Genomic DNA, 24,281 nt, shown 5'->3' on the forward strand with positions numbered 1-24,281 from the left:
GCCTGATCTCATAGACTCTCGCCATGTTCGAGTACCACGGGTGGATAACGCTTCGCCCGACCGCCGAAGCACTCGACGACGAACCGCCACTCCGGCTCGGCGAGATCCAAAGCCTGGTCGACGAGCTCGCCGGTTACGCGTTGATGGATCTTCAGCCGATGAATGGCACCTACTACATCCATCTGGGCGGGAACCCGAATCGCAGCGGACAGCACGGAGCAGCGATGGTCGACTTGTTCGCCAAGGTCGGTCGGCTCGCCCCCGGGTCATACGGGTTGCTCTACGTCCACGACGACGAGCACCCCGAGCACATGCCGGACTTCCGTGTCTTCCGGCTGGCCCGGGGCACGGTCACTGAGCACGCCGACCACCTTTTGTCACCGGTGATCCCCACATTGGAAGATCCCGAGGCAAACTGACATCGAGGACCGCGCATCCGCTCGTCGGCCGCGCCCGGGACGCCATTGCATACCCTCGTGTTCCGGTGAAGATCGGCGTGACGCGGCGGGCGCGGGTGATCGAAGGGCGCTGGCCGCGGTGCGAGACTGGGCGACGACTTGACGACGTGAAGGAGCTCGCTGTGGCCTCTGATGCCCTTGAACGACCGGTCCCGGCGTCGAGCGGGCCGGTCCTCGAGCTGCTGGACAAGGCCATCGGCTTGCCGGCACCGCTGGTGCGCAAGAACATCGCCCGGGCCCGTCAGCGCAATCCGGACGCGACACCGGCGGAGGTGGTTCGCACCCTGGAGCGGATGTACGTCAGTGCCCTGGCGGGCACCGGGGCCGCGGTCGGGGCCACCGCGGCCGCGCCCGCTGTCGGCACCGGGGTCGCACTGGCACTGTCGGCGGGCGAGGCCTTCTCTTCGCTCGAGCTGAGCACCCTGTTCGTGCTCTCGGTCGCCGAGGTCCACGGCGTTCGGCTGGACGAGATCGAACGCCGGCGGACGCTCGTCATGGGGATCCTGCTCGGCCAGTCGGGCTCCTCGACCATTGTCGGAAAGGTCGCCGAGCGCACCGGTCGGCATTGGGCCCGCCAGCTCGTCGACAGGGTGCCCACGGCGACGCTGCGCCAGATCAACAGCGTCCTGGGCAAGAACTTCATCACCAAGTACGGCACCAAGCAGGGCATCATCGTGCTCGGCCGAGTGGCGCCGTTCGGCATCGGCGCGGTGATCGGCGGTGGTGCCAACGCCACCGTGGCCGCTCTGGCAGTCCGAGCCGCCCGACGCGCGTTCGGCCCCGCGCCACAGTCATGGCCCGAGACCGAGCTGGTGCCGGGGGAGGGTACTGATGACCCGCTCAGCGTGGATTGAGGCGGCCAAGCGCGTCACCGAGGGCGCTCGGGAAAACGTGCGTTGTCCGGAAAATGGTGACGACCTTCTGGAAGTCGAATGGTTTCCGAATGACGGTGGCGTCAGTGGCGAGTATCGGCTGCGCTGCCCGTCGTGTGGTGCCGAGAACTGGGTTCGGAAGGGCTGACGTAGTGCCCGGTTCGGTGCCGGTGGACTATCGCGGAACCGGGTCGTGGCTGGGTGAACTGGCCAAAGGGCTGCTCCAGGGCAGGCTCTCGGTCGCCGGGCTCGCGCGCGAGATCGTGCCCGGGGAAGACTGGATGACCGAGGATGAGTACCGCTTCGCGCATCTGGGCTACTACTGGCAGGACATGGTGGATCTGGCCTCGGCTCTGCAGGTTCGCGCCGCCGAGATCGACCTGCTCGACGCGGCCAGGGCGATCCTGCCGCAAGCTTGAGCTGATGGAAACCCGAGCATCTGTCAAGCACGCGCTCAGCGATCGGGTGCAGCTCGGCGCCCGAGACCAGGTGCACCAGGTCGAGGCGCACTGGCCGCCGGGTTCAGTGACTGGCGGCCAGTACCGCCGCGAGCCCCTCTCGCAGATCCTCGACGAAGAAGCCGGGAACCTCCAGCGGCGGGAAATGGCCCCCGGACTCGGGTGACCCCCATCGGACGATCCGGCGGAACCGCTCCTGCGCCCACGGGCGCGGGCACTTCTCGATGTCGCGGGGATACACACTGATCGCCGACGGGACGTCGACCCGCAGGTCGGGGTCGAGCGAGTCGTGGCTTTCGTAGTAGATGCGGGCGGCCGACGCGCCGGTGCGCGTCAGCCAATACAGCGTGACGTCGTCGAGGACGCGGTCGACGGAAATCGTCTCGAACGGGGTGTCCGACGTGTCCGTCCACTCGGCGAACTTGTCGAGGATCCACGCGAGCAGCCCGACCGGTGAGTCGACGAGCGAGTAGCCGATGGTCTGCGGCCGCGTCGCCTGCTGTTTCGCGTACGCCGCGCGGTCGCGCCAGAAATCGCGGGTTTCCTGCGCCCACTTGCGCTCCGGCGCCGTCAGGCCGTCCGTGGGCAAGCCGGGCGGTGCCTGCGCCGTCGTGGTGTGGATGCCGATGACGTTCTCCGGGAACCGGCCGCCGAGGATCGTCGTGATCACGCCACCCCAGTCGCCGCCGTGGGCGGCGAACCGGTCGTAGCCCAGCCTCTTCATGAGCTCGACCCAGGCGGCCGCGATCTTTTCGGTGCCCCAGCCGGTGGTGGCCGGCTTGTCGCTGTAGCCGAAGCCCGGCAACGACGGGGCCACGACGTGGAACGCCGGTGCGCCGGTGTCTTCCGGATCGGCCAGCTCGTCGATCACGTCGACGAACTCGGCGACGCTGCCCGGCCAGCCGTGCGTCAAGAGCAGGGGAGTGGCGTCCGGGCGCGCGGACCGGCGGTGCAGGAAGTGGATTCCCAGTTCGTCGACGACCGTGCGGAACTGGCCGATCCGGTCGAGGCGCGCTTCGAACGCACGCCAGTCGTACCCGGTGCGCCAGTAGTCCACGACTTCGGCGAGATCGGCGAGCGGGACGCCCTGGTCCCACCGGCGAGGACCGGACGCGGCGCGGTCGACCGTCTCGGGTTCCGGCAGCCGCGCCGCGGCCAGTCGCGCGCGCAGGTCGTCGAGGTCGGCGTCGGTCGCGTGGGCTGCGAATGCGTGCACGTCGGGCATGAGACCTCCTGGCGTCGTGTGAACCGGCTTAGATGGTTCTAACACGCCTCGGTCCCGAGGAGCAACCTGCTAAGCTGGTTCCATGCGTGCTGGGTTCCCCGACTTCCGGCTGGGTAGCGTGCTGGCGACCAGCTTCACGGGGACGCTGACCGAGCGTCGGGGCAACGCCCTGGAGCGCATTCCGACGCCGGAGCGGCTCGTCGACTGGCTGAACGTGAACGGCCTCGCCGTGGAGTCCTGCACGGCCGCCCAGCTCGAACTCGCCCGGGAACTGCGGGAAGCGATCCACGCCGCCGCCACCGCGGCCGCCACCAAGGACGCGCTGCCCGAGTCCGCTGTCCGGACCATCAACGAGCGCAGCGCTCAAGGCCGCGCCGCGGCGATCCTGACACCCGAAGGCGACCGGCGCTGGCGACTCGGCTCGGCGTCCTCTGTGGAGGATGCCCTGGGCGTGATCGCCGCCGACGCGATCAGCATCATCGCCGGCGAACGGGACGGGAAACTGGCCTTGTGCGCCTCGCCGACGTGCCAGGCCGCCTTCTTCGACACCAGCCAAAGCCGCACGCGCCGGTGGTGTGACATGAACACGTGCGGGAACCGTCAGAAGAAAGCGCGTTTCACCGCCAACCAGCGCAGAAACTCGGCCCGGCAGTGACGATCAAGACGGAGGGCCGGCTCCGACCGTTCGGCCGTCACGGGGGTCAGCGTTCCTTCGGGTAACGCCAAGGTCCACCGCCAGTCCGAGCCCATGGCAGGCATCCTCCCTTGCCGGCGATCCGCACGGAACCGCAATTGCCGCGTCAAGCAGGCTCAGCCCGAGCCACTGGACCGGACCAATCACGAGACATGATCGCCGGCGGCCCTTGACTCCACGTCGGGCCGGGCACTGTGCTGGTAACGCGGATGTCCGACTCCGAGTGCCCTTCCTGCTGAGCCCGAAGGAGACCTCCCATGCGCCGCGGCACGCTACCCCGCCGGCTTTTCCTCCTGTTCCCGGCAGCTCTGCTCGCCGCCGCGTCGCTCGGAGCGATCGCGACGCCCGCGTCCGCGGCCACCACCACGATCGCCGTCGACGGCGGCAGCACCGGGCGCACCTTCGACGGCGTCGGCGCCATCAGCGGCGGGGGCGGGAATTCGCGGTTGCTGATCGACTACCCGCCCGCGCAACGGGCCCAGATCCTCGACTACCTGTTCAAACCGGGTTACGGCGCCGCGGTGCAGCTGCTCAAGCTCGAGATCGGCGGGGACGCGAACTCCACCGACGGTGCCGAGCCGAGCCACCAGCACGTGCGCGGTGAGATCAACTGCGACGCCGGCTACGAGTTCTGGCTCGGCGAACAGGCGGTCGCCCGCAACCCGGCGATCAAGCTGGTGGCGCTGCCGTGGGCGGCGCCGGGCTGGGTCGGTGGCGGGAACTTCTGGTCCCAGGACATGATCGACTACGACATCTCCTGGCTGGACTGCGCCAAGCAGCACGGGCTGACCATCGGCTACCTCGGCGGCTGGAACGAACGCGGGCACGACAAGACCTGGTACGAGAACCTGCGTTCGGCACTCAACGCCCGCGGCTACAGCGCCGTGCAGATCGTCGGCGACGACACCGGCTGGAACACCGCCGACGACATGCTCTCCGACAGCCGGTTCGACGCGGCCGTCGGCGTCGTCGGCTCCCACTACCCGTGCGGCTACCTCTCGGAGGCGACCACCTGCGCGTCGTCCGCGAACGCCGTCGCCACCGGGAAACCGCTGTGGGCCAGCGAGTTCGGCTCGCAGGACTTCAATTCCGGCTCGGCCGCGTACATCCGCACGATCACCCGGGGCTACCTCGACGGCCAGATGACCGGCTTTATGAACTGGCCCCTCATCGCTGCCCTGTACACGAACCTGCCCTACAGCACGGTCGGTCTCGCCACCGCGAACACGCCGTGGTCCGGCGCCTACCAGCTCGGGAAGAACCTGTGGGCCAACGCGCAGGTGGCCCAGTTCACCCAGCCCGGCTGGAAGTTCCTCACCGGTTCGGCGAGCGGCTACCTCGGCGGGAACCGCGCGGGAGGCAGCTACATCTCCCTGAAACCCGTCAACGGCACCGACTACTCGACCATCTACGAAACGACCAGCGCGACGGCCGCGCAGACGGTCGACGTCACCGTCTCCGGAAACCTCAGCGGCGGCACGGTGCACGTCTGGTCCACCGACCTCGGGTCCTCGAACGCCGCCGACTACTTCGTGAAGCAGGCCGACGTCGTCCCGTCGGCGGGGAAGTACTCGCTGACCCTGCAGCCGAACCGGATCTACACGGTCACCACGACCACCGGGCAGGGCAAGGGCACCGCGACCGGTCCCGCGGCGGGAACGCTGAGCCTGCCCTACTCCGAGACCTTCGACGGCTACCCCACGCACAGCGCCGCCAGGTACTTCTCCGACATGCAGGGCTCGTTCGAGGTCCGCCCCTGCGCCGCCGGACGCGGCGGGCAGTGCCTGCAGCAGGTCGCCCCGGTCCGGCCGATCGAGTGGCAGGACGACAGCGACGCCTTCACCCTCGCCGGCGACCCGCACTGGAGCAACTACACCGTCAGCGCCGACCTCGACATGCAGCAGGCCGGCACGGTGACCCTGCTCGGGCGAGCCGGCCCGCAGAACCGGCCGCAGAGCCACCAAGCCGCCTACCAGCTGCGCGTCGCCGACACGGGCGCGTGGTCGATCGCCAAGAACAGCAGCGGTGGCGTGCTCACCACCCTCGCCTCCGGTTCCCGTGCGGCGCTGGGCTTGAACACGTGGCACACGGTCAAGCTCGGGTTCAGCGGCAACCGGATCACCGCGAGCGTCGACGGCGTCGTGCTCGGCGCGGTCACCGACACGGCGTTCACCACCGGGCTCGTCGGGCTGGGTGTCGTCGGCTACCAGACGAACCTCTTCGACAACGTCTCCGTCACCCCGAACGCCGACGGCGACTTCGGCGGCATCCTCAAAGGCCGGGAGTCCGGGCTGTGCGCCGACGTTCCGGCGGCGAGCCAGGCCAACGGCACCGCCGTCGCCCTGTGGGACTGCACCGGCGGCGCCAACCAGAGCTGGACCGCGACCCCGGCCGGGCAGCTGACCGTCTACGGCACCAAGTGCCTGGCCGGCGGTGCGGCCAACGGGGCACCCGTCCGGATCGACGACTGCGACAACTCCGCGCCGCAGCGGTGGACGGTCGGCGCCGACGGCTCGGTCGTCAACGCCGGATCGGGCCGGTGCCTCGACGCGAGCGCGCACGGTACGGCACCCGGCACCGCACTGGTGCTCTGGGACTGCTCCGGGGCCGCCAACCAGAAGTGGGCCCGCGGCGACACCGACGGCATCCTCAAGTCCGCGGAGTCGGGCAAGTGCGCCGACGTCCCGGCGGCGAACCAGGCCGATGGCACGGTACCGGCGCTGTGGGGGTGCAACAACGGCAGCAACCAGGCGTGGACCTCGACGGCGACGAACCAGCTCAAGGTCTTCGACACCAAGTGCCTCGAGACCGCCGGCGGTGCGACGGCCGACGGCACGGCGGTGCAGATCCACGGCTGCACCGGCGCCGCCACGCAGCAATGGCGGGTCCAGTCCGGTGGCGCGGTCGTCAACGTCGGGTCCGGCAAGTGCCTCGACGTGCAGGGCCACGGCACGGCCGACGGCACGCCGTTCGTGATCTGGCCCTGCACCGGCGCGGCGAACCAGCAGTGGTCCCGCGGCTGAGCGGGCAAGTCGTACGGGGAGTGCTCGCCGCGTTCCCTCGGCCGAAAGTACGAGACGGCCGCGGCTCAGCGGGTGCCGGGCCGCGGCGGGACCTAACTTCCCGGTATGACTACCGAAACGGTCCGGGCGAACCCGCCCGGCACGATCATCGCCGCCTTCTTCGGCTTCCTCGTGTCCACGGTCTCCGCGATCGCCGGCGCGCTGCTCATCCTGAGCGCGCGCGACGAAATCGCGGCGGCGCTCCGCCGCACCAACCCGTCGATGACGCAGGACCAGCTCGACCGGCTCACGCTGGTCGCGCAGGCCGTCCCGGTCGCCATCGCCGTGGTCATCGCGCTCGTCTACCTGTGGCTGTCGTTCAAGCTGAAGGCCGGGCGCAACTGGGCCCGCGTCACGCTCACCGTGATCACCCTGCTCCAGGCCGCTTCACTGCTGACGACGGAACCGTCGTGGGCCGGCTACGCGAGCTGCGGCATCGCGGTCGTCGCGACCGTGGTCAGCTACCTGCCACCGTCCAACCGCTACATCGCCGGAGCCCGGCGCGCGGGGTGATCCCGGCCGGTGGATCATGACAGCCATGCGCGGAACGGGGGCCCGAGCCCGGCGCGGCATGCTCGGCACCGAGATCGTGGTGCTCGCCGCGGCGATGGTCGCCGATGTGCTGCTGGTTCTGCGCACGCACGGAGGCGGCGCCGGCTGGGCCGTCCCGCTGGGCGGGCTGGCCTCGACGGGCACGGCTGTCCCGGTACTGGTGGTGCTGCGGCGGCGCTTCCCCCGCCACATCGGCCTCCTGGGGAGCGCCGTCGCCGCGCTGTCGGTGCTCGGCACCGCCGTGCCGAGCATGACCGGCGCGCGGAGCCAGCCGCCGATCGCCGAAATCGTCGCGACCGGGGTGCTCGCCGCGTCGGCCGGCCGCAAGCTCGAGCCGAGGCGCGCGGCCGCGCTGGCACCGGCGCTGGGTGTCGTGATGATCGCGGCGCCGTTGCTGCGCTACGGATCGGACGGGGCGGCGGCGTTGCTGGCCGTGGCGGCCGCGGCGTACTGGGGCGCCTGCCTCGGGGTCGGGCTCATCCTGCGCGCGGCGGACGGCCGGGAGCGGGACGCGCTGGAGCGGGTGCGCGGCCACGAACGGCTGCAGCTGGCCAGGGAGCTGCACGACCTGGTGTCCCACCACGTCAGCGGCATCGTCGTGCGCGTGCAGGCCGCCCGCGCGATCACCGAGGCCAAGGCCGATGAGGACAACCACGCCGCGGTCTACCGCGAGATCGAGGAAGCCGGGAGCGCGGCGCTGGCCGCCGCGCGCCGGCTCGTCGGCATGCTGCGGGACACCGAGGGCGTGCCGCCGCCCGCCGGCGCCGTCCTCGGCGACGCGGTGCGCGCGGCCACCGGCTCCTTCGCGCGGGCGGACATCGCCGAGGAGCTGGACCAGCTGCCGGTGCCGGCCCAGCTCGCCACGACGATCCACCGCGTCGTGACCGAGGCGCTGACCAACGTCCGGCGGCACGCGCCGGCGGCGACCGAAGTGGCGGTCTCCGCCCGCGTCGAGGCCGACGAGCTGGCGCTGGAGATCCGGAACGACGGCGTGCCCGCGATTCCGCTGCCCTCGCCCGGCGGGTTCGGGATCATCGGCATGACCGAGCGGCTGGCCATGCTGGGCGGCACCCTGACCGCGGGGCCCGAGGCGGGCTCGCGGTGGCGGGTCGCGGCCCGCCTGCCGCTCGGCGGGGAAGACGCGCCCTTCGACGCGTTGCCGCGGGGGATCTGATGACCATCCGGGTGCTGGTGGCCGACGACCAGGTGATGGTGCGCACCGGTTTCCGGCTGGTGCTCGACGCCGCCCCGGACATCGAGGTGGTCGCCGAGGCCGCCGACGGCGAGACCGCGGTCCGGCTGGCACGGCGGTTGCGGCCCGACGTGACGCTGATGGACATCCGGATGCCTAAGGTGAACGGCCTGCGGGCGACCGAGCTGCTGGCCGGGCCGGCGGTGGCCGACCCGCTGAAGGTGGTGGTGGTGACGACCTACGACGCCGACGAGAACGTCTACGCCGCGTTGCTCGGCGGCGCCTGCGGGTTCCTGCTCAAGGACGCCGGGCCGCGGGTGCTGGTCGACGCGGTGCGCGCCGCGGCCAACGGCGAGGCGATGGTCTCGCCGTCGGTGACGGTGCGCCTGGTGGCCCGGTTCACCGAAAAAGCCCGGCGGCGCGCGGAGGGGACGCCGGCTCTCCTGACCGACCGGGAGTCCGACGTCGTGCTCGCGGTCGCGCGGGGCCGCACCAACGCGGAGATCGCCGACGACCTGCGCGTGTCGCTGTCGACGGTCAAGACGCACCTGGGGAGCGTGCAGCGCAAGCTCGGGCTCCGCAACCGCACGGAGATCGCGATCTGGGCGTGGCAACGCGGTTTGCTCGGCTGACGGCGGTGCTTGACCGATGTGGAAGACTCGCCGAGTGTGCTGTCAGCGCGGTGACCACTTCACCCGGATCGGCCCCGGAACCGCCCGTCGCCGACCGCGCGGGTGAGCCGGCGGAGCGGTGGGGGATGGCCGGGCGCAGGGTGGTCCAAGCGGTACTGGACTGGGCTCTTGCCGTCGGCATCGGGGTTTTCGCCGCGCTCGGCGCCGGCCTGGTCGCCATTCCGTTGGTGCGGTGGGGTTTCGTGCCACCGAAGCTCATCCTGTGGGCGCCGGCGATCGCGTTCCTCGCCGTCACCTACGCCTGCGACATCGTCATCCAGATCTGGGTTCCGGTGCGCCGGGGCGGGATCACGCCCGGGATGCTGGTGATGGGCCTGCGGGTGCAGACCCTGCGCGGCGGGCAGCCCAAAGCGCGCGCCTACCTGATCCGATGGGTGCTCCTCACGGTCGACGGGCTGCTGCTGGGACTCGTGGCCGTGGTCAGCATCGTGGCGACCAAGCGCCGGCAGCGGATCGGCGACCTGGTGGCGCGGACGCTGGTGGTCCGCGCCGAGCGCGCGTAGCACGGCCGTGCTCGCCGCGTGTCAGACCGATTCCCGTTGCGGGACGTAGGCGGGAAGCGCGTCGAGGCTGTCGCGGACGGCTTCGGCGCCGTACTCGAACATCTGCCGCTCGTAGTCGCCGACCGCGCCGAGAAGGTCCTGGCGGCCGTCGGTCAGGCAGCGGCGAAGCAGGTCGGCGTCGCGCAGGGCGGTGTTCGCGCCGTTGCCGCCGGTCGGGGAGGGGCGTGGATGGCGTCGCCGAGGAGCGTGACCGGGCCGGGTGCCCAGCGTTCGCCGGGTTCGACCACCCGGATGGACAGCAGGGTGCTGTTGTCCGGATCGGACTGCTCGACGAGCGCGCGCAGGTCCGGGTGCCAGCCGTCCATTTCGGACAGCACGGCGTCCTGCGGCGACGAGCCGGCCGATCCGGCGGGCGGCAGGATCATGGCCCACCGCACGTAGTCGCGGACGTCGGGGAGGGTCACCTCGGGCGCCAGTCGTTCGGCCGCTTCCTTCGGCGGGGTGCGGAAGCGCATCGCGCCGAGCAGCAGGCTCACGCCGTCGCCGGCGATCTTCGAGCCGAACGCCCGGCTCAGGCCGGCGAACTGCTCGGTCAGCGGCGTGCGGCCGATGACGAACCGGACGCCGGTGTCGGTCGGCGTGGTCCGCGGGGAGAGCACCGCGCGGACCCGGGAACCGATCCCGTCCGCGCCGACGAGCAGGTCGGCGACGGCCGGGTCGCGGTCGGCGAACCGGGCTTCGACCCTGCCGTCGTCCAGCACTTCGTAGGCGGTCAGGGCGGCTCCGGTGTGCACGGTGAGCCCGGTCAGCAGCAGGTGGCGGAGCACGTGCCGGTCGACCACGGTCCCGGTCCGGCCAGGGCCGAGTTCGCCGATCTTGTTCAGCCGCGGGTCCAACACCAGCCGCTCGCCGTAGGCGTCACCGACGATCGCGTCCAGCAGCGGGTGCCAGCGTTGCGGAAGACAGCCTTGCAGCGCCGCGAACCCGGCCGGGTTCAGCACGAGCCGGTAGCCCTGGAACCGTGCGGTGATCGCCGGGTCCCGCTCGTACACCTCGGCTTCGATCCCGGCCCCGCGCAGGCCTTGCGCCAGGCACAGGCCTCCCAGGCCGGCTCCGGCGATGGATACTCGCATCTCGCACCTCACGAACTTAGTTCGTCCATTACGAACTAAGTTCTACCACCCGAACTAAGTTCGTCGCAAGCTAGAGTGACCGGCATGCCCACCGACCCCCGGCAACGCCGAGCCGCCCGCCACGCCCAGCCCGCGGGGGACTCCGCCGCGTCGTCGGCCAAGAAGCCCATCACGGTCGACCGGATCACCGACGCGGCCCTGCAGGTCGTGGCCACCGAGGGCTACGACGCGCTGACCATCCGCCGGGTCGCCGCGGTGCTCGGCACCGGGCCGTCGTCGCTGTACGCGCACATCGTCAACAAGGACGACATCGACGACCTGCTCGTCGGCCGGCTCTGTTCCGAGGTGGTGCTGCCCGAGCCGGACCCGGCCAGGTGGCGGACGCAGATCCTCGACGCGTACGCGCAGATCCGCGACCAGTACCTGAAGTACCCGGGGGTCTCGCGGGCCGCGCTGGGCACGGTCCCCACCAACCTCGACGCGCTGCGCGTGCGCGAAGGCCTCTTCGCGATCATGCTCGCCGGCGGGATCGAGCCGCAGACCGCCGCTTGGGCCCTCGACGCCCTGTCCCTCTACGTCAGCGCCTACGCCTGGGAGCAGTCGCTGGTCCGGCAGCGGCGGAAGCACCCGGACGACGAATGGGTCGTCGGCCGGGACGAGCTGCTGAGCCGGTTCGCCGCCCTGCCGGCCGACACGTTTCCGCAGACCCGCCGCTACGCCGCCGAGCTGACCTCGGGCGCCGGACACGACCGGTTCGAGTTCACCGTCGGCTTGATGCTCGGCAACCTCGGCCGGTGAGTGATCACCAGGCCGGCAGTGTGACCAGCCGGCGGGCGCAGAGCAAGGACTTCGCGGCGCGCCGCCGCCGGGAGAAGGCCGCCGGACCTGCCGGTGGTCGCTGACCGCGGACGCCCCTTGTCCCGAGTACGGCGTGGATCCCGCGCACCTCGTTCCGGTGGCGCGCGCTGAGTCAAACCAGGCGGTCGAGCAGGCGCAGCCGGCCGCGGTTCGGCACCGACCGCAGCGGGTGCCCCGCCACGCCCCAGCCGGTCAGCAGCTCGTTCGCCGCCGCCCAGCCGGTCGTCGCCGCCCGTTCCATGAGGGCCACCGGCAGGTCGACCCGGATGGCGTCGCCCGCCAGGACCAGACCGGGCTCCGGGGTCACCACGGCCGGCCGGGTGGCGAACCCGCCGACCGGGAACAGCGGGCAGTCCTGCCGCGTCACCGTGATCTCGCCGAGCACCCGCGCCGCCGCCGTCTCGGGGTACAGCTCGTGCAGGCGCCCGTCCAGGCCCGCGCCGTCCGGCGACGCGTACGCGTGCACCTCGACGACCGAGCCACCCGTGCGCGCGGCCCAGCGGCGCGCTTCGCCCTCGTAACGGTTCAGGACGCTGATGTTGTCCAGCGGCGGCAGCCCGCCCGTCCCCAGGAACGCCGGCCGGTCGGCGCGCACCGGCCGGTCGAGCCACAGCCGGCGGACCACGAACGGCGGCGCCGTGCGCAGCCCCGCGACCGCCGCCCGCCACGACGGCGTGCCCAGTCCGGGCGACGCCGCGACGATCCGGCGCAGCCCCGCTACGTCGCAGGCGAGCACGGCCGCGTCGAACCGGGTCCCGTCGACGAAGAACCCGTCGTCCTCCCGCACGACTTCGCGCACGGCCGTCCCGAGGCGGATGTCCACGCCGCGCCCGGAAAGGTAGTCGCCGAGCGGGTTCCACAGCGCCTGCGGGAACGGCTCGGCCGGCACGTCGAAGAGCAGGCCCTCCGAGGAGCCCAGGAAGTACAGGTGGAACATCGTCGCGAGCTCGGCCGCGGAGAGCTCGCTCGGGTCGGCGAAGAAGCTGCGCGAGAACACCTCGAACGCCAGGTGCCGCGCCGCCGCGGGGAAGTTGATCGCGCTGAGGAACGACGCCGCGTCGAGGTGGTCCAGCTGCTCGTAGACGCGAGGGACACGGACGGTCGCCAGCGGCAGCGCCCGCCGCCCGTCCAGCCGCACCAGGTCGCGCGCCCGGAACGTCGGGCTGCGCAAGGCGAACGCCAGCGCGTTCAACGGCGGCGTCAGCGGCAGGCCGGCGAACGTGTCGGTGCGGCCGTGCGGGTCGACCAGCGGGTAGTCGGGTACCGCGACGAGCCGCTCCAGGCCCGGGTCGGTGCGCGTGAGCAGCGCCCGCAGGTTGTAGTACTGGCGGAAGAACGCGTGGAACCCGCGGCTCATGGTGACTCCGGTGCCGTCCGGCAGCCGCTCGGGCCAGCCGCCCGCGCGCCCGCCCAGTTGGTTCTCGCGCTCGAAGACCGTCACCTCGACACCGCGCTCGGCGAGCCCGGTCGCCGCGGCGAGCCCGGCGATGCCGCCGCCGATCACGGCCACGCGCGGACGGCGGCCGAGCCGCCCGGCGTCGGGCAGCCCGCCGGGTGCGGGGTGGGTCTCGGCCCGGCGGTCGCGGCCCGCGATCACGGCGCGGTGCCCAGGACCGTGTGGACGATCCCGCGGGACCAGCCCGGCATCGTGCCGGTGCGGACGTCGGTGAAGCCCGCGCGCGACAAGCGCGAGCACAGCTCGGTGACGCCGTCGAAGGCCACGACGCTGCGGCGCAGGTGCCGGTAGAGCGTGGCGTCGCCGGTGGTGACCCGGCCCAGCGGGATGACGATCGTGCCGCACACCGCGTTCCACACCCAGCGCGCGCGGCGGGAGTCGCGCACGGAGTACTCGTGCAACGCCAGCTGCCCGCCCGGGCGCAGCAGGCCGCGCAACGCCCGCAGGGTGGCGTCGGGGTCGTCGACGTTGCGCAGCAGGTACGCGGCGAGGATCGCGTCGAACGGCCCCGCCACCCCGGTCAGCTTCTCGACTGGTGTGTGCCGGAACTCCACTGTGGTCGGCCAGGACTTCGCGCGCGCCTGCGCCAGCATCGCGCCCGACGCGTCGATCGCGGTGACGCGCGCGTCCGGGGCGATCGCCAGCAGCGCGGCCGTCGACGCGCCCGTGCCGCAGCCCGCGTCGAGGATCCGCAGCCCCTGGTGCCCCGGCCGGACGAGCCGCCGCGCCGAAAGCCGCAGGTCGCGGTGGTAGCCCGGGTTGAGCCCGACGAGCCGGTCGTAGGCCGCCGCGCCCGCGTCGAACGCGGCCGGCACTTCGGCGCGGGGCAGGCCGTTGCCTTTCATGCACTGTCCTTTCGCGACTTGCCGCGTTCCCACAGGAGCAGGACCGCGGTGACGAGGGCGTAGCCGAACAGGAAGTCCTCCACCGGGATGTCCCACGGGAACCGCCAGCCGGTGATGCCCGCGGGGGAGTAGCGGACGATCGGCGCCGACAGCTTGGTCAGCCACCCGTCCACTGGGATCTGGAAGGCGATGACGATCACCATCGTGACCCAGTACGTGGTCCGCCGGAACAGCCCGGTGCGCAGGAGGAAGACCTCCGCCGCGACGACCGCGAGGACGGCGGCGAGGGCGGGAACCGTGTAACCCCAGGGCATCAGCGCCGCACCCGCCGCCGGTCGGCGATCGGCCGGGCGAGCCGGCGCAGCAGCTGCCCGGTGAGGTCGACGGCTTCGTAGGTCAGCACTCCGCAAACCGGGATCACGACGAAGAACAGCACCTCTTCCAGCGGAACGCCGAACGGCACTCGCAGCCCGGTGACGAACGCCGGGTCGAAGTCCCAGACGCCGGCCGCGATGGCCAGCACGTCCCACACGAGGAACACCGCCGCCACCGGCAGCACCGCGCGCGCGAGCTGCCGCGGCCTGCGCCACGCGCGGGCGCCGGCCAGCTCCAGCGGCAACGTCACCAGCACGCACGCGCCGAGCACGACCAGGTATTCCCAGCGGCCCACGTCACGTCACCGCCGGGTGGCGGCGCCGCGCCCACTGCGCCCGGACGAGCGCGTCGCCGGCCGCGGCCAGCCGCCGGTACCGCGGCACGCGGGCCCGCCCGGCGAACACGTTGTAGCCCAAGGCTTCGATGCGGTCCAGGATCCCTCCGTAAAGGATGTACGCGGTCCGCACGCACGGCTGTGACGCCGGGTGCAGCATGGCGATGCCCGGCCGCGCGTAGGTGTAGACGCGGCGGGTGGCCGCGACCTGCTCGGCCAGCGCCCGCCGGACCGCCGCGTCGAGCCGGCGCGTCCGGACGCACCAGCCGATCCGGTCGCGGTCGACGCCGGCCGCGGCCAGCTCGTCGGCCGGCAGGTAGACCCGGCCGCGCTCGAAGTCCTCGGCGACATCGCGCAGGAAGTTGGTCAGCTGGAACGCCTTGCCCAGCGCGGCGGCCCGCGGCCCGGCCTCGTCCCGGGGGACGACCGTGCCGAGGATCGGCAGCACCTGCAGCCCGATCACCTCGGCCGAGCCGTGCACGTACTCGTCGAGCGCGACGCGGCTCGGGTAGCCGGTCACGGTCAGGTCCATCCGCATCGAGGCGAAGAACGCGCGGAAGTGCGGCTCGGGGATGGCGTACCGGGTCGCGGTGTCGATGACGGCGGCGCGCAGCGGGTCGTCGCTCGTCCCGGCGGCGAGCTCCTTCAGGAACCCGTCTTCGACGTCGAGCAGGGTCGCGGCGATCGAGTCCGGGGTGGCGCCGGGCTCGGGCTCGTCGACGAGGTCGTCGAGGCGCCGGGCGAACCCGTAGAGCGCGTGGACGGCGGGCCGCTGCGCGGGCGCGAGCATGCGCGTGGCGAGGAAGTAGGTGCGGCCGTGCCGGGCGTTGAGCTCCCGGCAGTACCGGTAGGCCTCGCGCAGCCCGGACCCGGTGATGCCGGCGGCGTCCAGCTCGCGGCGGGTCATCCCGCTCCTTCCCCGGTGACCCGGTCGGCGGCGAGCCGGCCGGAGAGCAGCACGGTCGGGACGCCGACCCCCGGCACGGTCCCGCCGCCCGCGAGCACGACGTTCTCCGTGCCCGGCGGCAGGTTCCGCGGCCGGAACGGTCCGGTTTGGACGAACGAGTGCGCGTAGCTGAACGGCGTCCCCGCGACCATCCCGCGGCGCGCCCAGTCGGCCGGCCCGATGACGTGCCACGCCTCCGGTTCGAAGCCGGGCAGCAGATCGGCGCGGACGTGGTCGAGGATCTCCTTGGCGTACGGCTCGGCTTCGCCGTCCCAGTCGCGCGGTCCGCGCTCGAGGTTCGGGACCGGCGCCAGGATCGAGAACAGCTGCCGTCCGGGCGGCGCCAGCCCGGGGTCGGTCGCCGTCGGGCGGGTGATCAGCAGGGACGGGTCGCTCATCCGACTGCCGTCGGTGATGAGCTCGCGGAAGGTCGACGCCCAGTCGCGGCCGAAGGAGATCGTGTGGTGCCCGACCGGCCAGTCCCCGGCACCGCCGGTGTGCAGCACCAGCGCCGACGGCGCCGGGCGCAGCGGGACCGGGCGGCGCGGCGCGCGGCCCAGCAGGCGGTAGGACTCGTGCGGTTCCGTCGTCAGCACCACGGCGTCGCACGGGAGCCGGCCCTCGGACGTCCGGACGGCGGTGACCCGCGCGCCCCGGCGTTCGAGCGCCAGGACCGGTTCGCCGAACCGGAACCGCACGCCGGCCCCTTCCGCGACGCGGGCCATGGCCCGGGGCACCGCCGCCATCCCGCCTTCGGGGAAGTACACGCCGCCGACGGTGTCCATGTAGGAGATGACCGCGTACAGTGCGAGCGCCCGCATCGGCGACTCACCGGCGTAGAGCGCCTGGAAGGTGAAGACGCGCTTGAGGCGTTCGTCGCGCAGGAACGCGCCGATCCGCCGGTCCAGGCGCCGGAACCCGCCGAGCGCGACGAGCCGGGCGAGGTCCGTCGACAGCAGGCCGAGCGGCGAGTCGATGTTGCTCGCGACGAACCGGTCGAACTCCGCCGCGTACAGCCGGGTCAGCCAGGCGCGCAGCCGGCGGTACCCGGCGGCTTCGTCCGGCCCGGCGAACTCGCGGACGGCGTCGGTCATCCGGTCGGCGTCGGAGTGCACCGGCAGGACGGACCCGTCGGCGAACCGGGCGGTGTAGGCCGGGTCGAGCCGCGTGAGCCGCAGGTGGTCGGCCAGTTCCGCGCCGGCGGCGGCGAACGCGCCGGCGAGGATCGACGGCATGGTCAGCACCGTCGGCCCGGTGTCGAGGTGGTAGCCGCCGGTCTCGACCCGGCCGGCGCGGCCGCCGGGGCCGGGATCGCGTTCGACGACGGTGACCTTCCGGCCCCGGCCCGCCAGGTGCAGCGCGGCGGACAGCCCGGCGAGGCCGGCCCCGACCACCACGACGTGGTCGGTGCGCCCGGTGACCGTCCTCATCGGACGCGCTCGGTGCAGCGGTTCGCCAGGACCGTGAGCGCGGAAGCGGGCTGCCGCGGCAAGGTGACCAGGTCGATCGCCTCCAAGGCGCGCCGGACGCGCTCGTCGATGAACTTCTCGAGCTGGTCGCGGGCGCCGGTCGCCGTGATCAGCGCGCGCCACGCGGTGACGGCGGCGTCGTCGACCTCCTCCAGGGCGAGGAGCTCGCTCAGCTCGGTGCGCTGACGGCGGTCGGCCAGGTCGCGGGCGAGCACGACGACGCTGGACGCCTTGCGCTCGCGCAGGTCGTCGCCCGCGGGTTTGCCGGTGACCGCCGGGTCGCCGAACACGCCCAGCAGGTCGTCGCGGAACTGGAACGCCTCGCCCAGCAGGCCGCCGTAGGTGCCGAGTGCCGTGACGACGTCTTCGGGACAGCCGGCCAGGGCCGCGCCGAACTCCAGGGGGCGGCGGACGGTGTAGTTGCCGGACTTGCGGCGGATGACGTCGAGGACGTCGGCCCAGGACGGCAGCGTGCGGGCGTCGTTCACCAGGTCGCCGAGCTGGCCGACGGCCAGTTCGGACCGCAGCAGGTCGTAGCTGGGCCGACCGCGGGCGAGGGCGCCGGCGTCGAGACCGCTTTCCCGCAGCAGCTGTTCGGACCAGACGAGGAACAGGTCGCCCATGAGCACCGCGGCCGACTCGCCGAACCGGGCCGCCGAGCCGCTCAGCCCCTGTTCCTCGTGCCAGCGCGCGAACCGGACGTGCAGCGACGGGCGGCCGCGGCGCCGGGCCGAGCCGTCCATGACGTCGTCCTGGGCCAGCGCGAAGCAGTGCAGGAGCTCCAGGCTGGCCGCGGCGCGCAGGGCCGCGGCGTCTTCGGGGCCGCCGCAGCGCCAGCCGGTGTAGGCGAACATCGGGCGGAGGAACTTGCCGCCGGTGACGAACTCCGGCAGCGCGCGGGCGGCGGGGGTGTCCGCCGCCCGCCCGGTGAAGTGCTCGCGCACCCGCTCGGTGACGAAGGCGTGGACGTCGGTCCCGCAGCGCCGGCGCAGCGCGTCGAGCCACGCCGCCGGTCCGGCGGCCGTGGAGGTCGCGGTCATCCGGGCTCCTCTCTCGCCGTCTTGCGATGCAAAAACGATGCACCCAGTCGGCGAGCATCGAGGGGCACGCCGGATCGCCTGGCTGGTACCCCGGTTTTACCGTGACAAACGCGTTTGCGCTCGCTGGGCAGCCGAATTCGGTGACGTTGCGAGCCCGATGCGGATCGGCCACGATGGACCGATGAACGTCAGCCGCCGGATCGCCGCGCGGTGGCCGCGGCGATGGCCCGTCCAGCCGTTCGCGGAACCGCGCTGGGCGAAGCAGGAACCGACCTACCGAGACTGCTCGCCCGCCGTGATCGAGGCGGCGGGTAAGCGCGCTTCGGCCCGCCCGTCGGGCAACTGGTTCGTCGTCGCGGCGAGCCGGCAGGTGCGCGCGGACCGGCCGTTCGGCGTCACCGTCGGCGGCCGCGAGCTGGTCGCGTGGCGCGGACCGGAGGGGGACGTCCGGATCGGCCCCGGCGCGTGCCCGCACCTCGGCGCGCCGCTGGCCGACGCGCGGGTCGACGGTGGCGGCCTGGTCTGCCGCTGGCACGGCCTGCGGATCGACGGCTCCCGGTGCGGGACGTGGTCCCCGGTGCCGGCGCACGACGACGGCGTGCTCGTCTGGGCGCGTCTGGACAGCCTGGGCGGCGAGCAGCCGTCGGACTCGCCGGTGGTGCCGGCCCGCCCGGCGGGGCCGTCCCGCATCGACGCCGTCGCGACGCTGACCGGGACGTGCGAACCCGAGGACGTGGTGGCCAACCGCCTCGACCCGTGGCACGGCGCGTGGTTCCACCCGTATTCGTTCAGCCGCCTGCGGGTGCTCGAAGCGCCGCAGGGGATCGACGTGCCCGACGCCGACGACCGGTTCCTGGTGGAGGTGACGTTCCGGCTGGCGGGCCGCTGGGGCGTGCCGGTGCTGGCGGAGTTCACGTGCCCCGAGCCGCGCACGGTGGTGATGCGCATCGTCGAGGGCGAGGGGCTGGACAGCGTGGTGGAGACGCACGCGACCCCGCTCGGCCCGGGCCCCGACGGCCGCCCGCGCACGGCGGTCATCGAGGCGACGATCGCCGCTTCCGAGCGGCCGGGCTTCGCGGTGGCGGCGAAGCTGGCACCGGCGATCCGCCCGTTGATGCGCCACACGGCGGCCCGCTTGTGGCGGGACGACCTCGCCTACGCCGAACGCCGCTACGCGTTGCGCGCGGGCTGACGTTTGTGCCCGGCGAGCCCGGGTACACGGCTCGCGGCGGTGCCCCGCCCGTGTTCGAGCTCAGCCCGTGACCTCCATGATCCGGGCAGTCGGGCGGGCGCCGCTGTCACATCCCGGCCGCCGCCATGATCGGGTGCCACGGGGTGGCGTCGAAGATCAGCGTGATCGCCGTGATCTTCCCGTCCTCGAGCCGGAAGTGCTCGGCGGTGCGCTGGGTGCCGACCGGCGTCGCCGTGTGCACGTCGTAGACGAGCGTCGCCTCCGACTCGCCGTACAGCTCGCTGAGCATGTCCACGCCGGTGATCACGCTGACGAACCCGCCGAGGCCGGCGAGGTGGCCGCGGGCGTCGTCGGAGCTGATCAGCGGGCTGCGGAAGGTGAACGTGCCGGCGAGCTGCCCGGCCGCCGCCGTGACGTCGCCGGCGAAGCGGGCGCGGGAGTAGGCCTGGACGGTGTCGCGAGTGGTCATCGGTTCTCCAGGTGCCGGGCGAGGTGCTGCTGGTTCTCCACCAGCCGCAGGCAGAGGTGGCGCAGCCGGGTCGTTTCCTCTTCCGTGAACCCGCGGAACAACGCCGCCATCGCCAGCTGCGACGGCCGCCGGAACTCCTCGAGCCACCTCCGGCCCTCGTCGGTGATGCGGACCAGGACCGACCGGCGGTCGCGGGGGTCCGGGACCCTTCGCGCGTGCCCGGCCCGTTCCAGCGTGTCGACCAGGCCCGTCACGTTCCGCGAGCTGACCCCGGCCGACGCGGCGAGGTCCTTGACGTTCGCCTCCGCCGCGCTGAGCCGGATCAGGATGTCGAGCGCGCCGGAGCTGAGGCCGCGGCTGTCGGTGCCGTGCGAGCGCAGCTGGTCCAGGCTGCGCGCGGCCGCGCGGACGGCGGCCGCCGCTTCGAGCGCGCCGGTGTCCTCGCCGCGGGTGAAGCCGGCGAGCGCGCTTCGGACGTCGGGGGAGTACAGGGAGTCGTCGGGGTCATTCGAGAAGTCGTTCATTGTGAAACACTACATTAGTACGTACTTCTGTATCTGCGTCAAGCCGTTTACCGGAGTTTCGCCCGGAGTTAGCCTCGGGCCCGGCACAGGTTCTCGTAGCCCTACGCACAATGACCCGGCTCTTCACCCCCACACCCCCGGAGTCCCCATGACGGACGTCAACCGACGGCGTTTCCTGCAGCTGGCCGGCGGCACCGCCGCCCTTTCCGCGCTCTCGACGAGCATCGCGCGCGCGGCCGAAATCCCCGCCGCCCACCGCACCGGCACCCTTCGGGACGTCGAACACATCGTGGTCCTCATGCAGGAGAACCGGTCGTTCGACCACTACTTCGGCACGATGCGCGGCGTACGCGGCTTCGGCGACCCGCGGCCGGCGACCCTTTCGAACGGCAAGCCGGTGTGGGCGCAGTCCGACGGCAAGCGCGACATCTACCCCTTCCGCCCCGAAGCGGACAACCTGGGCCTGCAGTTCATCCAGGACCTGCCCCACGGCTGGAACGACACGCACGCGGCGTGGAACGGCGGCAAGTACGACAAGTGGGTGCCCGCCAAGGGCTCGACCACGATGGCGTACCTGACGCGCGAGGACATCCCGTTCCACTACGCGCTGGCCGACGCGTTCACCGTCTGCGACGCCTACCACTGCTCGTTCATGGGCTCGACCGACCCGAACCGCTACTACATGTGGACCGGGTACACGGGCAACGACGGCCAGGGCGGCGGCCCGGTCCTCGGCAACGACGAAAAGGGCTACTCCTGGACGACCTACCCCGAGCGGCTCGAGCGGGCCGGCGTCTCGTGGAAGATCTACCAGGACATCGGCGACGGCCTCGACGCCGCCGGTGGCTGGGGCTGGATCGACGACGCCTACCGCGGCAACTACGGCGACAACTCGTTGCTGTACTTCAACTCCTACCGCGACGCCAAGCCCGGCGACCCGCTGTACGACAAGGCCCGCACCGGCACGAACGCCAAGGCCGGCGAAGGCTACTTCGACCAGCTGCGCGCCGACGTCAAGGCCGGGAAGCTGCCGCAGGTCTCGTGGATCACCGCGCCCGAGGCGTTCTGCGAGCACCCGAACTGGCCGGTGAACTACGGCGCCTGGTACATCGCGCAGGTGCTCGACGCGCTGACCGCGAACCCGGACGTGTGGAGCAAGACCGCGCTGCTCATCACCTACGACGAGAACGACGGCTTCTTCGACCACGTCGTCCCGCCGTACGCGTCGGCCGGGCAGTCCACTGTGGACACGACGGGTGAGATCTTCGCGGGCTCGGCGGCGCACCCGGCCGGTCCGTACGGGCTCGGCCAGCGCGTCCCGATGCTCGTGGTCTCGCCGTGGAGCAAGGGCGGCTACGTCTGCTCGGAGACGTTCGACCACACCTCGATCATCCGGTTCATCGAACGCCGCTTCGGGGTCCAGGAGCCGAACATCACGCCGTGGCGCCGGTCGGTCTGCGGCGACCTGACCTCGGCGTTCGACTTCGCGCGCACCGACGCCCGGGTGCCCGCGCTGCCGGACACCGCCGGCTACGAGCCGCCGGACCGCAAGCGGCACCCGGACTACGTGCCCGCCGTCCCGGCGCACAACGTGCTGCCCAAGCAGGAACGCGGCCAGCGCCCGGCGCGGGCGCTCCCGTACGACCTGGCGGCCGACGCCCGGCTGGCGGACGGCAAGCTGACGGTGACCTTCGCCAACCACGGCCGCGCGGGGGCGGCGTTCTACGTCGTGACGCCGTCGGGCGAGCCGCGCACGTACACGGTGGGTGCCGGCAAGTCGCTGGCGGCCGCGTTGCCCGCCGCCGGGGCGTACGACTACACCGCCTACGGGCCCAACGGGTTCGTGCGGCAGTTCCGGGGCGGCACCGCCGGTCCGGAGGTGAGCGTTCACCAGGACGGTGACGACTTCGCGCTGGTCCTGACCAACAGCGGCACCACGACCGTGCAGCTGACGGTGGCGGACGCGTACGGCCGCTGCTCGACGACGCGCCGGCTCCGGCCGGGCGCGCGGGTCGTCGAGCACGTCGACACCCACCGCAGCGGCAACTGGTACGACGTCTCGGTGACCTCGGACCGCGACCCGAAGTTCCTGCGCCGCCTGGCGGGGCACCTCGAGAACGGCCGGCCGAGCACCAGCGACCCGGCCACGCTCACGGACTGACGTCCACCCGGCCGCGGCGCCAGTCCGACGGGCTGGCGCCGCGGTGGCGTTTGAAGGCCACGCTGAACGCGAACGGGTCTGCGTAGCCGACCGCCTTCGCGACGGCGGTGACGGTGTCTTCGGTGTCGCGCAACAGATCCGCGGCGAGCGTCATCCGCCAGCCGGTGAGGTAGGTCAGCGGCGGCTCGCCGACGAGGTGGGCGAAGCGCGCGGCGAACGCGGCCCGCGACAGCCCCACTCGCGCGGCCAGCGAGGCGACCGTCCACCGGTGCGCGGGCTCGGCGTGCAGCAGGCGCAGCGCCTCCCCGACGCTCTCGTCGTCGAGTGCGCGGTACCAGGCCGGCGGCGTGTCCGTCGCCGCGCACCACGCGCGCAGCGCCAGCACGAGGACCAGGTCCAGCAATCGGCGGAGCACCGCGTCCTGGCCCGGTTCGTCGCGGGCGACCTCGCCGGCCAGGAGGTCGAGCGCCGCCTGCGTCCGGGGGCCGGCGGGCACGACCGCCAGCGGCGGGAGCGTGCCCAGGAGCCGCTCGGCGGCGGCGCCGTGGAGTTCGTAGGCACCGCGCAGCATCGTCGTCGCGCCGGGTGCGCCGTCGCCGTAGGTGCGCGGCGCCCGCGGGCTCACGTCGGCGGTGAGCGGGTACTTCTTCGCGCCCCGGATCACGACCTGGGGTGCGGTGGCCGGGTCGTCCGCGATCGTGTGGCCGGCGGCCGAAACCAGGGCGATGTCGCCGGCGGCGAGGCGGACGGGTTCGGCGTCGCGGAGGCTGACGAACGCGTGCCCGCCCAGGGTGGCGACGAGCGTGAGCGCCGGGGGGTCGGCGAAGGTCATCGACCACGGCGGCCGCTGGATCAGCTGCCGGACGAGCGCGTCCGCGGCGCGGGCCCGGTGCAGCAGGTCGCTCAGCACGTCCATGACCCGACCGTAGACGATCACAAAGGAATCATCGACGTTTTCCCATGGATCGTCTTGCCAGTTCGCGGTTGCCTGGAGGCATGACCACTTTGATCCTCGGCGGCACCGGCAAGACCGGCCGTCGTGTCGCCCAGCGAGTCGGCAACGCCCGGATCGCCTCCCGGGCCGGCGGGTTCGACCTCGGCGACCCGGCCACCTGGTCGCTGGCCGGCGTCACAGCCGTCTACCTGGTTGAACCCGACCTGCAGGCCGCGCGACTGCCGCGTTTCATCGCCGACGCGGTCGCCGCGGGTGCGTCCCGGCTGGTCCTGTTGTCCGCCCCGCGGGCGGGGGAGGAGGGACATCCGCTGCACGCCGCCGAACAGGCCGTCCGCGGCTCGGGTGTGGGCTGGACCATCCTGCGTCCGCAGTGGTTCGCGCAGAACTTCAGCGAAGGCCCGTGGGCGCCGGGAGTCCGCGATGGCGTGCTGAGCCTGCCGGCCGGCGACGGCGGTGCCCCCTTCGTCGACGCGGAGGACATCGCCGACGTCGCTGCGGCGGCACTGACCGGCGACCGGCACCACGGCGAGGTCTACGAGCTGACCGGCCCGCGGGCGGTCGGGTTCGGCGAGGCGGTCGAGCTCATCTCACGGGCCGCCGGCCGGGAGATCGAGTACGTCGACGTCGAGCCTGAGGCATTCATCGAGCGGCAGATCTCCCTCGGCGTCCCGTCGCCGGTGGCGCGGCTGCTCACCGGTTTGCTCGCGGACCTGCGCGAAGGCCGGGGTGCCGACCTCCGCGACGGCGTCGAACGCGCGCTCGGCCGGCCGCCCCGGACGTTCGAGCAGTTCGTCGCCGCGACCACCTGGACCTGAA

26 protein-coding genes are annotated in these 24,281 nt (G+C 72.6%); 14 read left to right on the forward strand and 12 right to left on the reverse strand.

Annotated features, from left to right (window positions below; all coding sequences use genetic code 11):
• Nucleotides 1–23: 23 nt before the first annotated feature.
• From ACZ7OH_RS46510 to ACZ7OH_RS46525, 4 genes are all read left to right on the forward strand, one after another.
• Nucleotides 24–419 carry an Imm7 family immunity protein gene (locus ACZ7OH_RS46510; protein ID WP_470286785.1) on the forward strand — a complete coding sequence of 132 codons (396 nt, stop codon included), beginning with the start codon at nt 24–26 and terminating at the stop codon, nt 417–419.
• Between the two features lie 65 nt (nt 420–484).
• On the forward strand, nt 485–1,312 hold the full coding sequence (locus tag ACZ7OH_RS46515) for a hypothetical protein (protein ID WP_470286786.1): 828 nt from the start codon (nt 485–487) through the stop codon (nt 1,310–1,312).
• Nucleotides 1,290–1,478 (forward strand): hypothetical protein, encoded by a 189-nt coding sequence (locus tag ACZ7OH_RS46520; RefSeq protein WP_470286787.1) that lies wholly within the window; start codon nt 1,290–1,292, stop codon nt 1,476–1,478. Before ACZ7OH_RS46515 ends, ACZ7OH_RS46520 begins: the two co-directional genes overlap by 23 nt.
• A gap of 4 nt (nt 1,479–1,482) precedes the next feature.
• Entirely contained in the window at nt 1,483–1,749 is a 267-nt protein-coding gene (locus ACZ7OH_RS46525; protein WP_470286788.1) for a hypothetical protein, read from the forward strand.
• A 103-nt stretch (nt 1,750–1,852) separates the two neighbouring features.
• On the opposite strand, the gene ACZ7OH_RS46530 is transcribed toward ACZ7OH_RS46525, so the two are convergent.
• Entirely contained in the window at nt 1,853–3,013 is a 1,161-nt protein-coding gene (locus tag ACZ7OH_RS46530; RefSeq protein ID WP_470286789.1) for an epoxide hydrolase family protein, read from the reverse strand.
• Between the two features lie 82 nt (nt 3,014–3,095).
• Here ACZ7OH_RS46530 and ACZ7OH_RS46535 point away from each other — a divergent pair, with 82 nt between their 5' ends.
• From ACZ7OH_RS46535 to ACZ7OH_RS46560, 6 genes are all read left to right on the forward strand, one after another.
• The gene (locus tag ACZ7OH_RS46535) at nt 3,096–3,668 is read left to right on the forward strand and encodes a CGNR zinc finger domain-containing protein (protein ID WP_470286790.1); all 573 of its coding nucleotides are present in this window, start codon (nt 3,096–3,098) and stop codon (nt 3,666–3,668) included.
• A gap of 296 nt (nt 3,669–3,964) precedes the next feature.
• Nucleotides 3,965–6,730 carry a ricin-type beta-trefoil lectin domain protein gene (locus ACZ7OH_RS46540; RefSeq protein WP_470286791.1) on the forward strand — a complete coding sequence of 922 codons (2,766 nt, stop codon included), beginning with the start codon at nt 3,965–3,967 and terminating at the stop codon, nt 6,728–6,730.
• 105 nt (nt 6,731–6,835) lie between these two features.
• A complete protein-coding gene (locus ACZ7OH_RS46545) occupies nt 6,836–7,282 on the forward strand; it encodes a hypothetical protein (RefSeq protein WP_470286792.1) in 447 nt (148 codons plus the stop codon).
• A 25-nt stretch (nt 7,283–7,307) separates the two neighbouring features.
• Nucleotides 7,308–8,495 (forward strand): sensor histidine kinase, encoded by a 1,188-nt coding sequence (locus ACZ7OH_RS46550; protein ID WP_470286793.1) that lies wholly within the window; start codon nt 7,308–7,310, stop codon nt 8,493–8,495.
• Entirely contained in the window at nt 8,495–9,145 is a 651-nt protein-coding gene (locus ACZ7OH_RS46555; protein WP_470286794.1) for a response regulator, read from the forward strand. The genes ACZ7OH_RS46550 and ACZ7OH_RS46555 overlap by 1 nt, the downstream gene beginning before the upstream one ends.
• A gap of 50 nt (nt 9,146–9,195) precedes the next feature.
• Entirely contained in the window at nt 9,196–9,708 is a 513-nt protein-coding gene (locus ACZ7OH_RS46560; protein ID WP_470286795.1) for an RDD family protein, read from the forward strand.
• A gap of 152 nt (nt 9,709–9,860) precedes the next feature.
• Here the strand turns inward: ACZ7OH_RS46560 and ACZ7OH_RS46565 are convergent, their stop codons facing one another.
• Nucleotides 9,861–10,841, reverse strand: a complete 981-nt coding sequence (locus ACZ7OH_RS46565; RefSeq protein ID WP_470286796.1) for an FAD-dependent oxidoreductase — start codon at nt 10,839–10,841, stop codon at nt 9,861–9,863.
• A 75-nt stretch (nt 10,842–10,916) separates the two neighbouring features.
• Here ACZ7OH_RS46565 and ACZ7OH_RS46570 point away from each other — a divergent pair, with 75 nt between their 5' ends.
• Complete coding sequence (locus tag ACZ7OH_RS46570; RefSeq protein ID WP_470286797.1) at nt 10,917–11,639, forward strand: TetR/AcrR family transcriptional regulator; 723 nt, start codon at nt 10,917–10,919, stop codon at nt 11,637–11,639.
• A gap of 172 nt (nt 11,640–11,811) precedes the next feature.
• On the opposite strand, the gene ACZ7OH_RS46575 is transcribed toward ACZ7OH_RS46570, so the two are convergent.
• From ACZ7OH_RS46575 to ACZ7OH_RS46605, 7 genes are read right to left on the reverse strand one after another with little or no spacing between them, the layout of a single operon-like run.
• On the reverse strand, nt 11,812–13,296 hold the full coding sequence (locus tag ACZ7OH_RS46575) for an FAD-dependent oxidoreductase (RefSeq protein WP_470286798.1): 1,485 nt from the start codon (nt 13,294–13,296) through the stop codon (nt 11,812–11,814).
• A complete protein-coding gene (locus ACZ7OH_RS46580; RefSeq protein WP_470286799.1) occupies nt 13,293–14,000 on the reverse strand; it encodes a class I SAM-dependent methyltransferase in 708 nt (235 codons plus the stop codon). Before ACZ7OH_RS46580 ends, ACZ7OH_RS46575 begins: the two co-directional genes overlap by 4 nt.
• Nucleotides 13,997–14,314: a lycopene cyclase domain-containing protein gene (locus tag ACZ7OH_RS46585; protein ID WP_400891752.1), complete on the reverse strand. Its 318-nt coding sequence runs from the start codon at nt 14,312–14,314 to the stop codon at nt 13,997–13,999. Before ACZ7OH_RS46585 ends, ACZ7OH_RS46580 begins: the two co-directional genes overlap by 4 nt.
• A complete protein-coding gene (locus ACZ7OH_RS46590) occupies nt 14,314–14,670 on the reverse strand; it encodes a lycopene cyclase domain-containing protein (RefSeq protein ID WP_470286800.1) in 357 nt (118 codons plus the stop codon). The genes ACZ7OH_RS46585 and ACZ7OH_RS46590 overlap by 1 nt, the downstream gene beginning before the upstream one ends.
• A gap of 1 nt (nt 14,671) precedes the next feature.
• On the reverse strand, nt 14,672–15,616 hold the full coding sequence (locus tag ACZ7OH_RS46595) for a phytoene/squalene synthase family protein (RefSeq protein WP_470286801.1): 945 nt from the start codon (nt 15,614–15,616) through the stop codon (nt 14,672–14,674).
• Nucleotides 15,613–17,085, reverse strand: a complete 1,473-nt coding sequence (gene crtI / locus ACZ7OH_RS46600) for a phytoene desaturase family protein (protein ID WP_470286802.1) — start codon at nt 17,083–17,085, stop codon at nt 15,613–15,615. The genes ACZ7OH_RS46595 and crtI overlap by 4 nt, the downstream gene beginning before the upstream one ends.
• Nucleotides 17,082–18,164: a polyprenyl synthetase family protein gene (locus tag ACZ7OH_RS46605; RefSeq protein ID WP_470286803.1), complete on the reverse strand. Its 1,083-nt coding sequence runs from the start codon at nt 18,162–18,164 to the stop codon at nt 17,082–17,084. Before ACZ7OH_RS46605 ends, crtI begins: the two co-directional genes overlap by 4 nt.
• A gap of 181 nt (nt 18,165–18,345) precedes the next feature.
• Here ACZ7OH_RS46605 and ACZ7OH_RS46610 point away from each other — a divergent pair, with 181 nt between their 5' ends.
• Nucleotides 18,346–19,356, forward strand: a complete 1,011-nt coding sequence (locus ACZ7OH_RS46610; protein ID WP_470286804.1) for a DUF5914 domain-containing protein — start codon at nt 18,346–18,348, stop codon at nt 19,354–19,356.
• A 106-nt stretch (nt 19,357–19,462) separates the two neighbouring features.
• On the opposite strand, the gene ACZ7OH_RS46615 is transcribed toward ACZ7OH_RS46610, so the two are convergent.
• Nucleotides 19,463–19,825 (reverse strand): nuclear transport factor 2-like protein, encoded by a 363-nt coding sequence (locus ACZ7OH_RS46615; RefSeq protein WP_470286805.1) that lies wholly within the window; start codon nt 19,823–19,825, stop codon nt 19,463–19,465.
• Nucleotides 19,822–20,349 carry a MarR family winged helix-turn-helix transcriptional regulator gene (locus ACZ7OH_RS46620; protein ID WP_470286806.1) on the reverse strand — a complete coding sequence of 176 codons (528 nt, stop codon included), beginning with the start codon at nt 20,347–20,349 and terminating at the stop codon, nt 19,822–19,824. The genes ACZ7OH_RS46615 and ACZ7OH_RS46620 overlap by 4 nt, the downstream gene beginning before the upstream one ends.
• 148 nt (nt 20,350–20,497) lie before the next feature.
• On the opposite strand from ACZ7OH_RS46620, the gene ACZ7OH_RS46625 reads away from it, so the two are divergent.
• A complete protein-coding gene (locus ACZ7OH_RS46625; protein WP_470286807.1) occupies nt 20,498–22,510 on the forward strand; it encodes a phosphocholine-specific phospholipase C in 2,013 nt (670 codons plus the stop codon).
• Here ACZ7OH_RS46625 and ACZ7OH_RS46630 read toward each other — a convergent pair.
• Nucleotides 22,500–23,426, reverse strand: coding sequence for an AraC family transcriptional regulator (locus ACZ7OH_RS46630; protein ID WP_470286808.1), 927 nt, complete (start codon nt 23,424–23,426; stop codon nt 22,500–22,502). The genes ACZ7OH_RS46625 and ACZ7OH_RS46630 overlap by 11 nt on opposite strands.
• Nucleotides 23,427–23,506: 80 nt before the next feature.
• Between ACZ7OH_RS46630 and ACZ7OH_RS46635 the strand changes: the two genes are divergently transcribed.
• A complete protein-coding gene (locus tag ACZ7OH_RS46635; RefSeq protein ID WP_470286809.1) occupies nt 23,507–24,280 on the forward strand; it encodes an NmrA family NAD(P)-binding protein in 774 nt (257 codons plus the stop codon).
• Nucleotide 24,281: the final 1 nt, after the last annotated feature.

Source organism: Amycolatopsis sp. NPDC114478 (assembly GCF_055633805.1).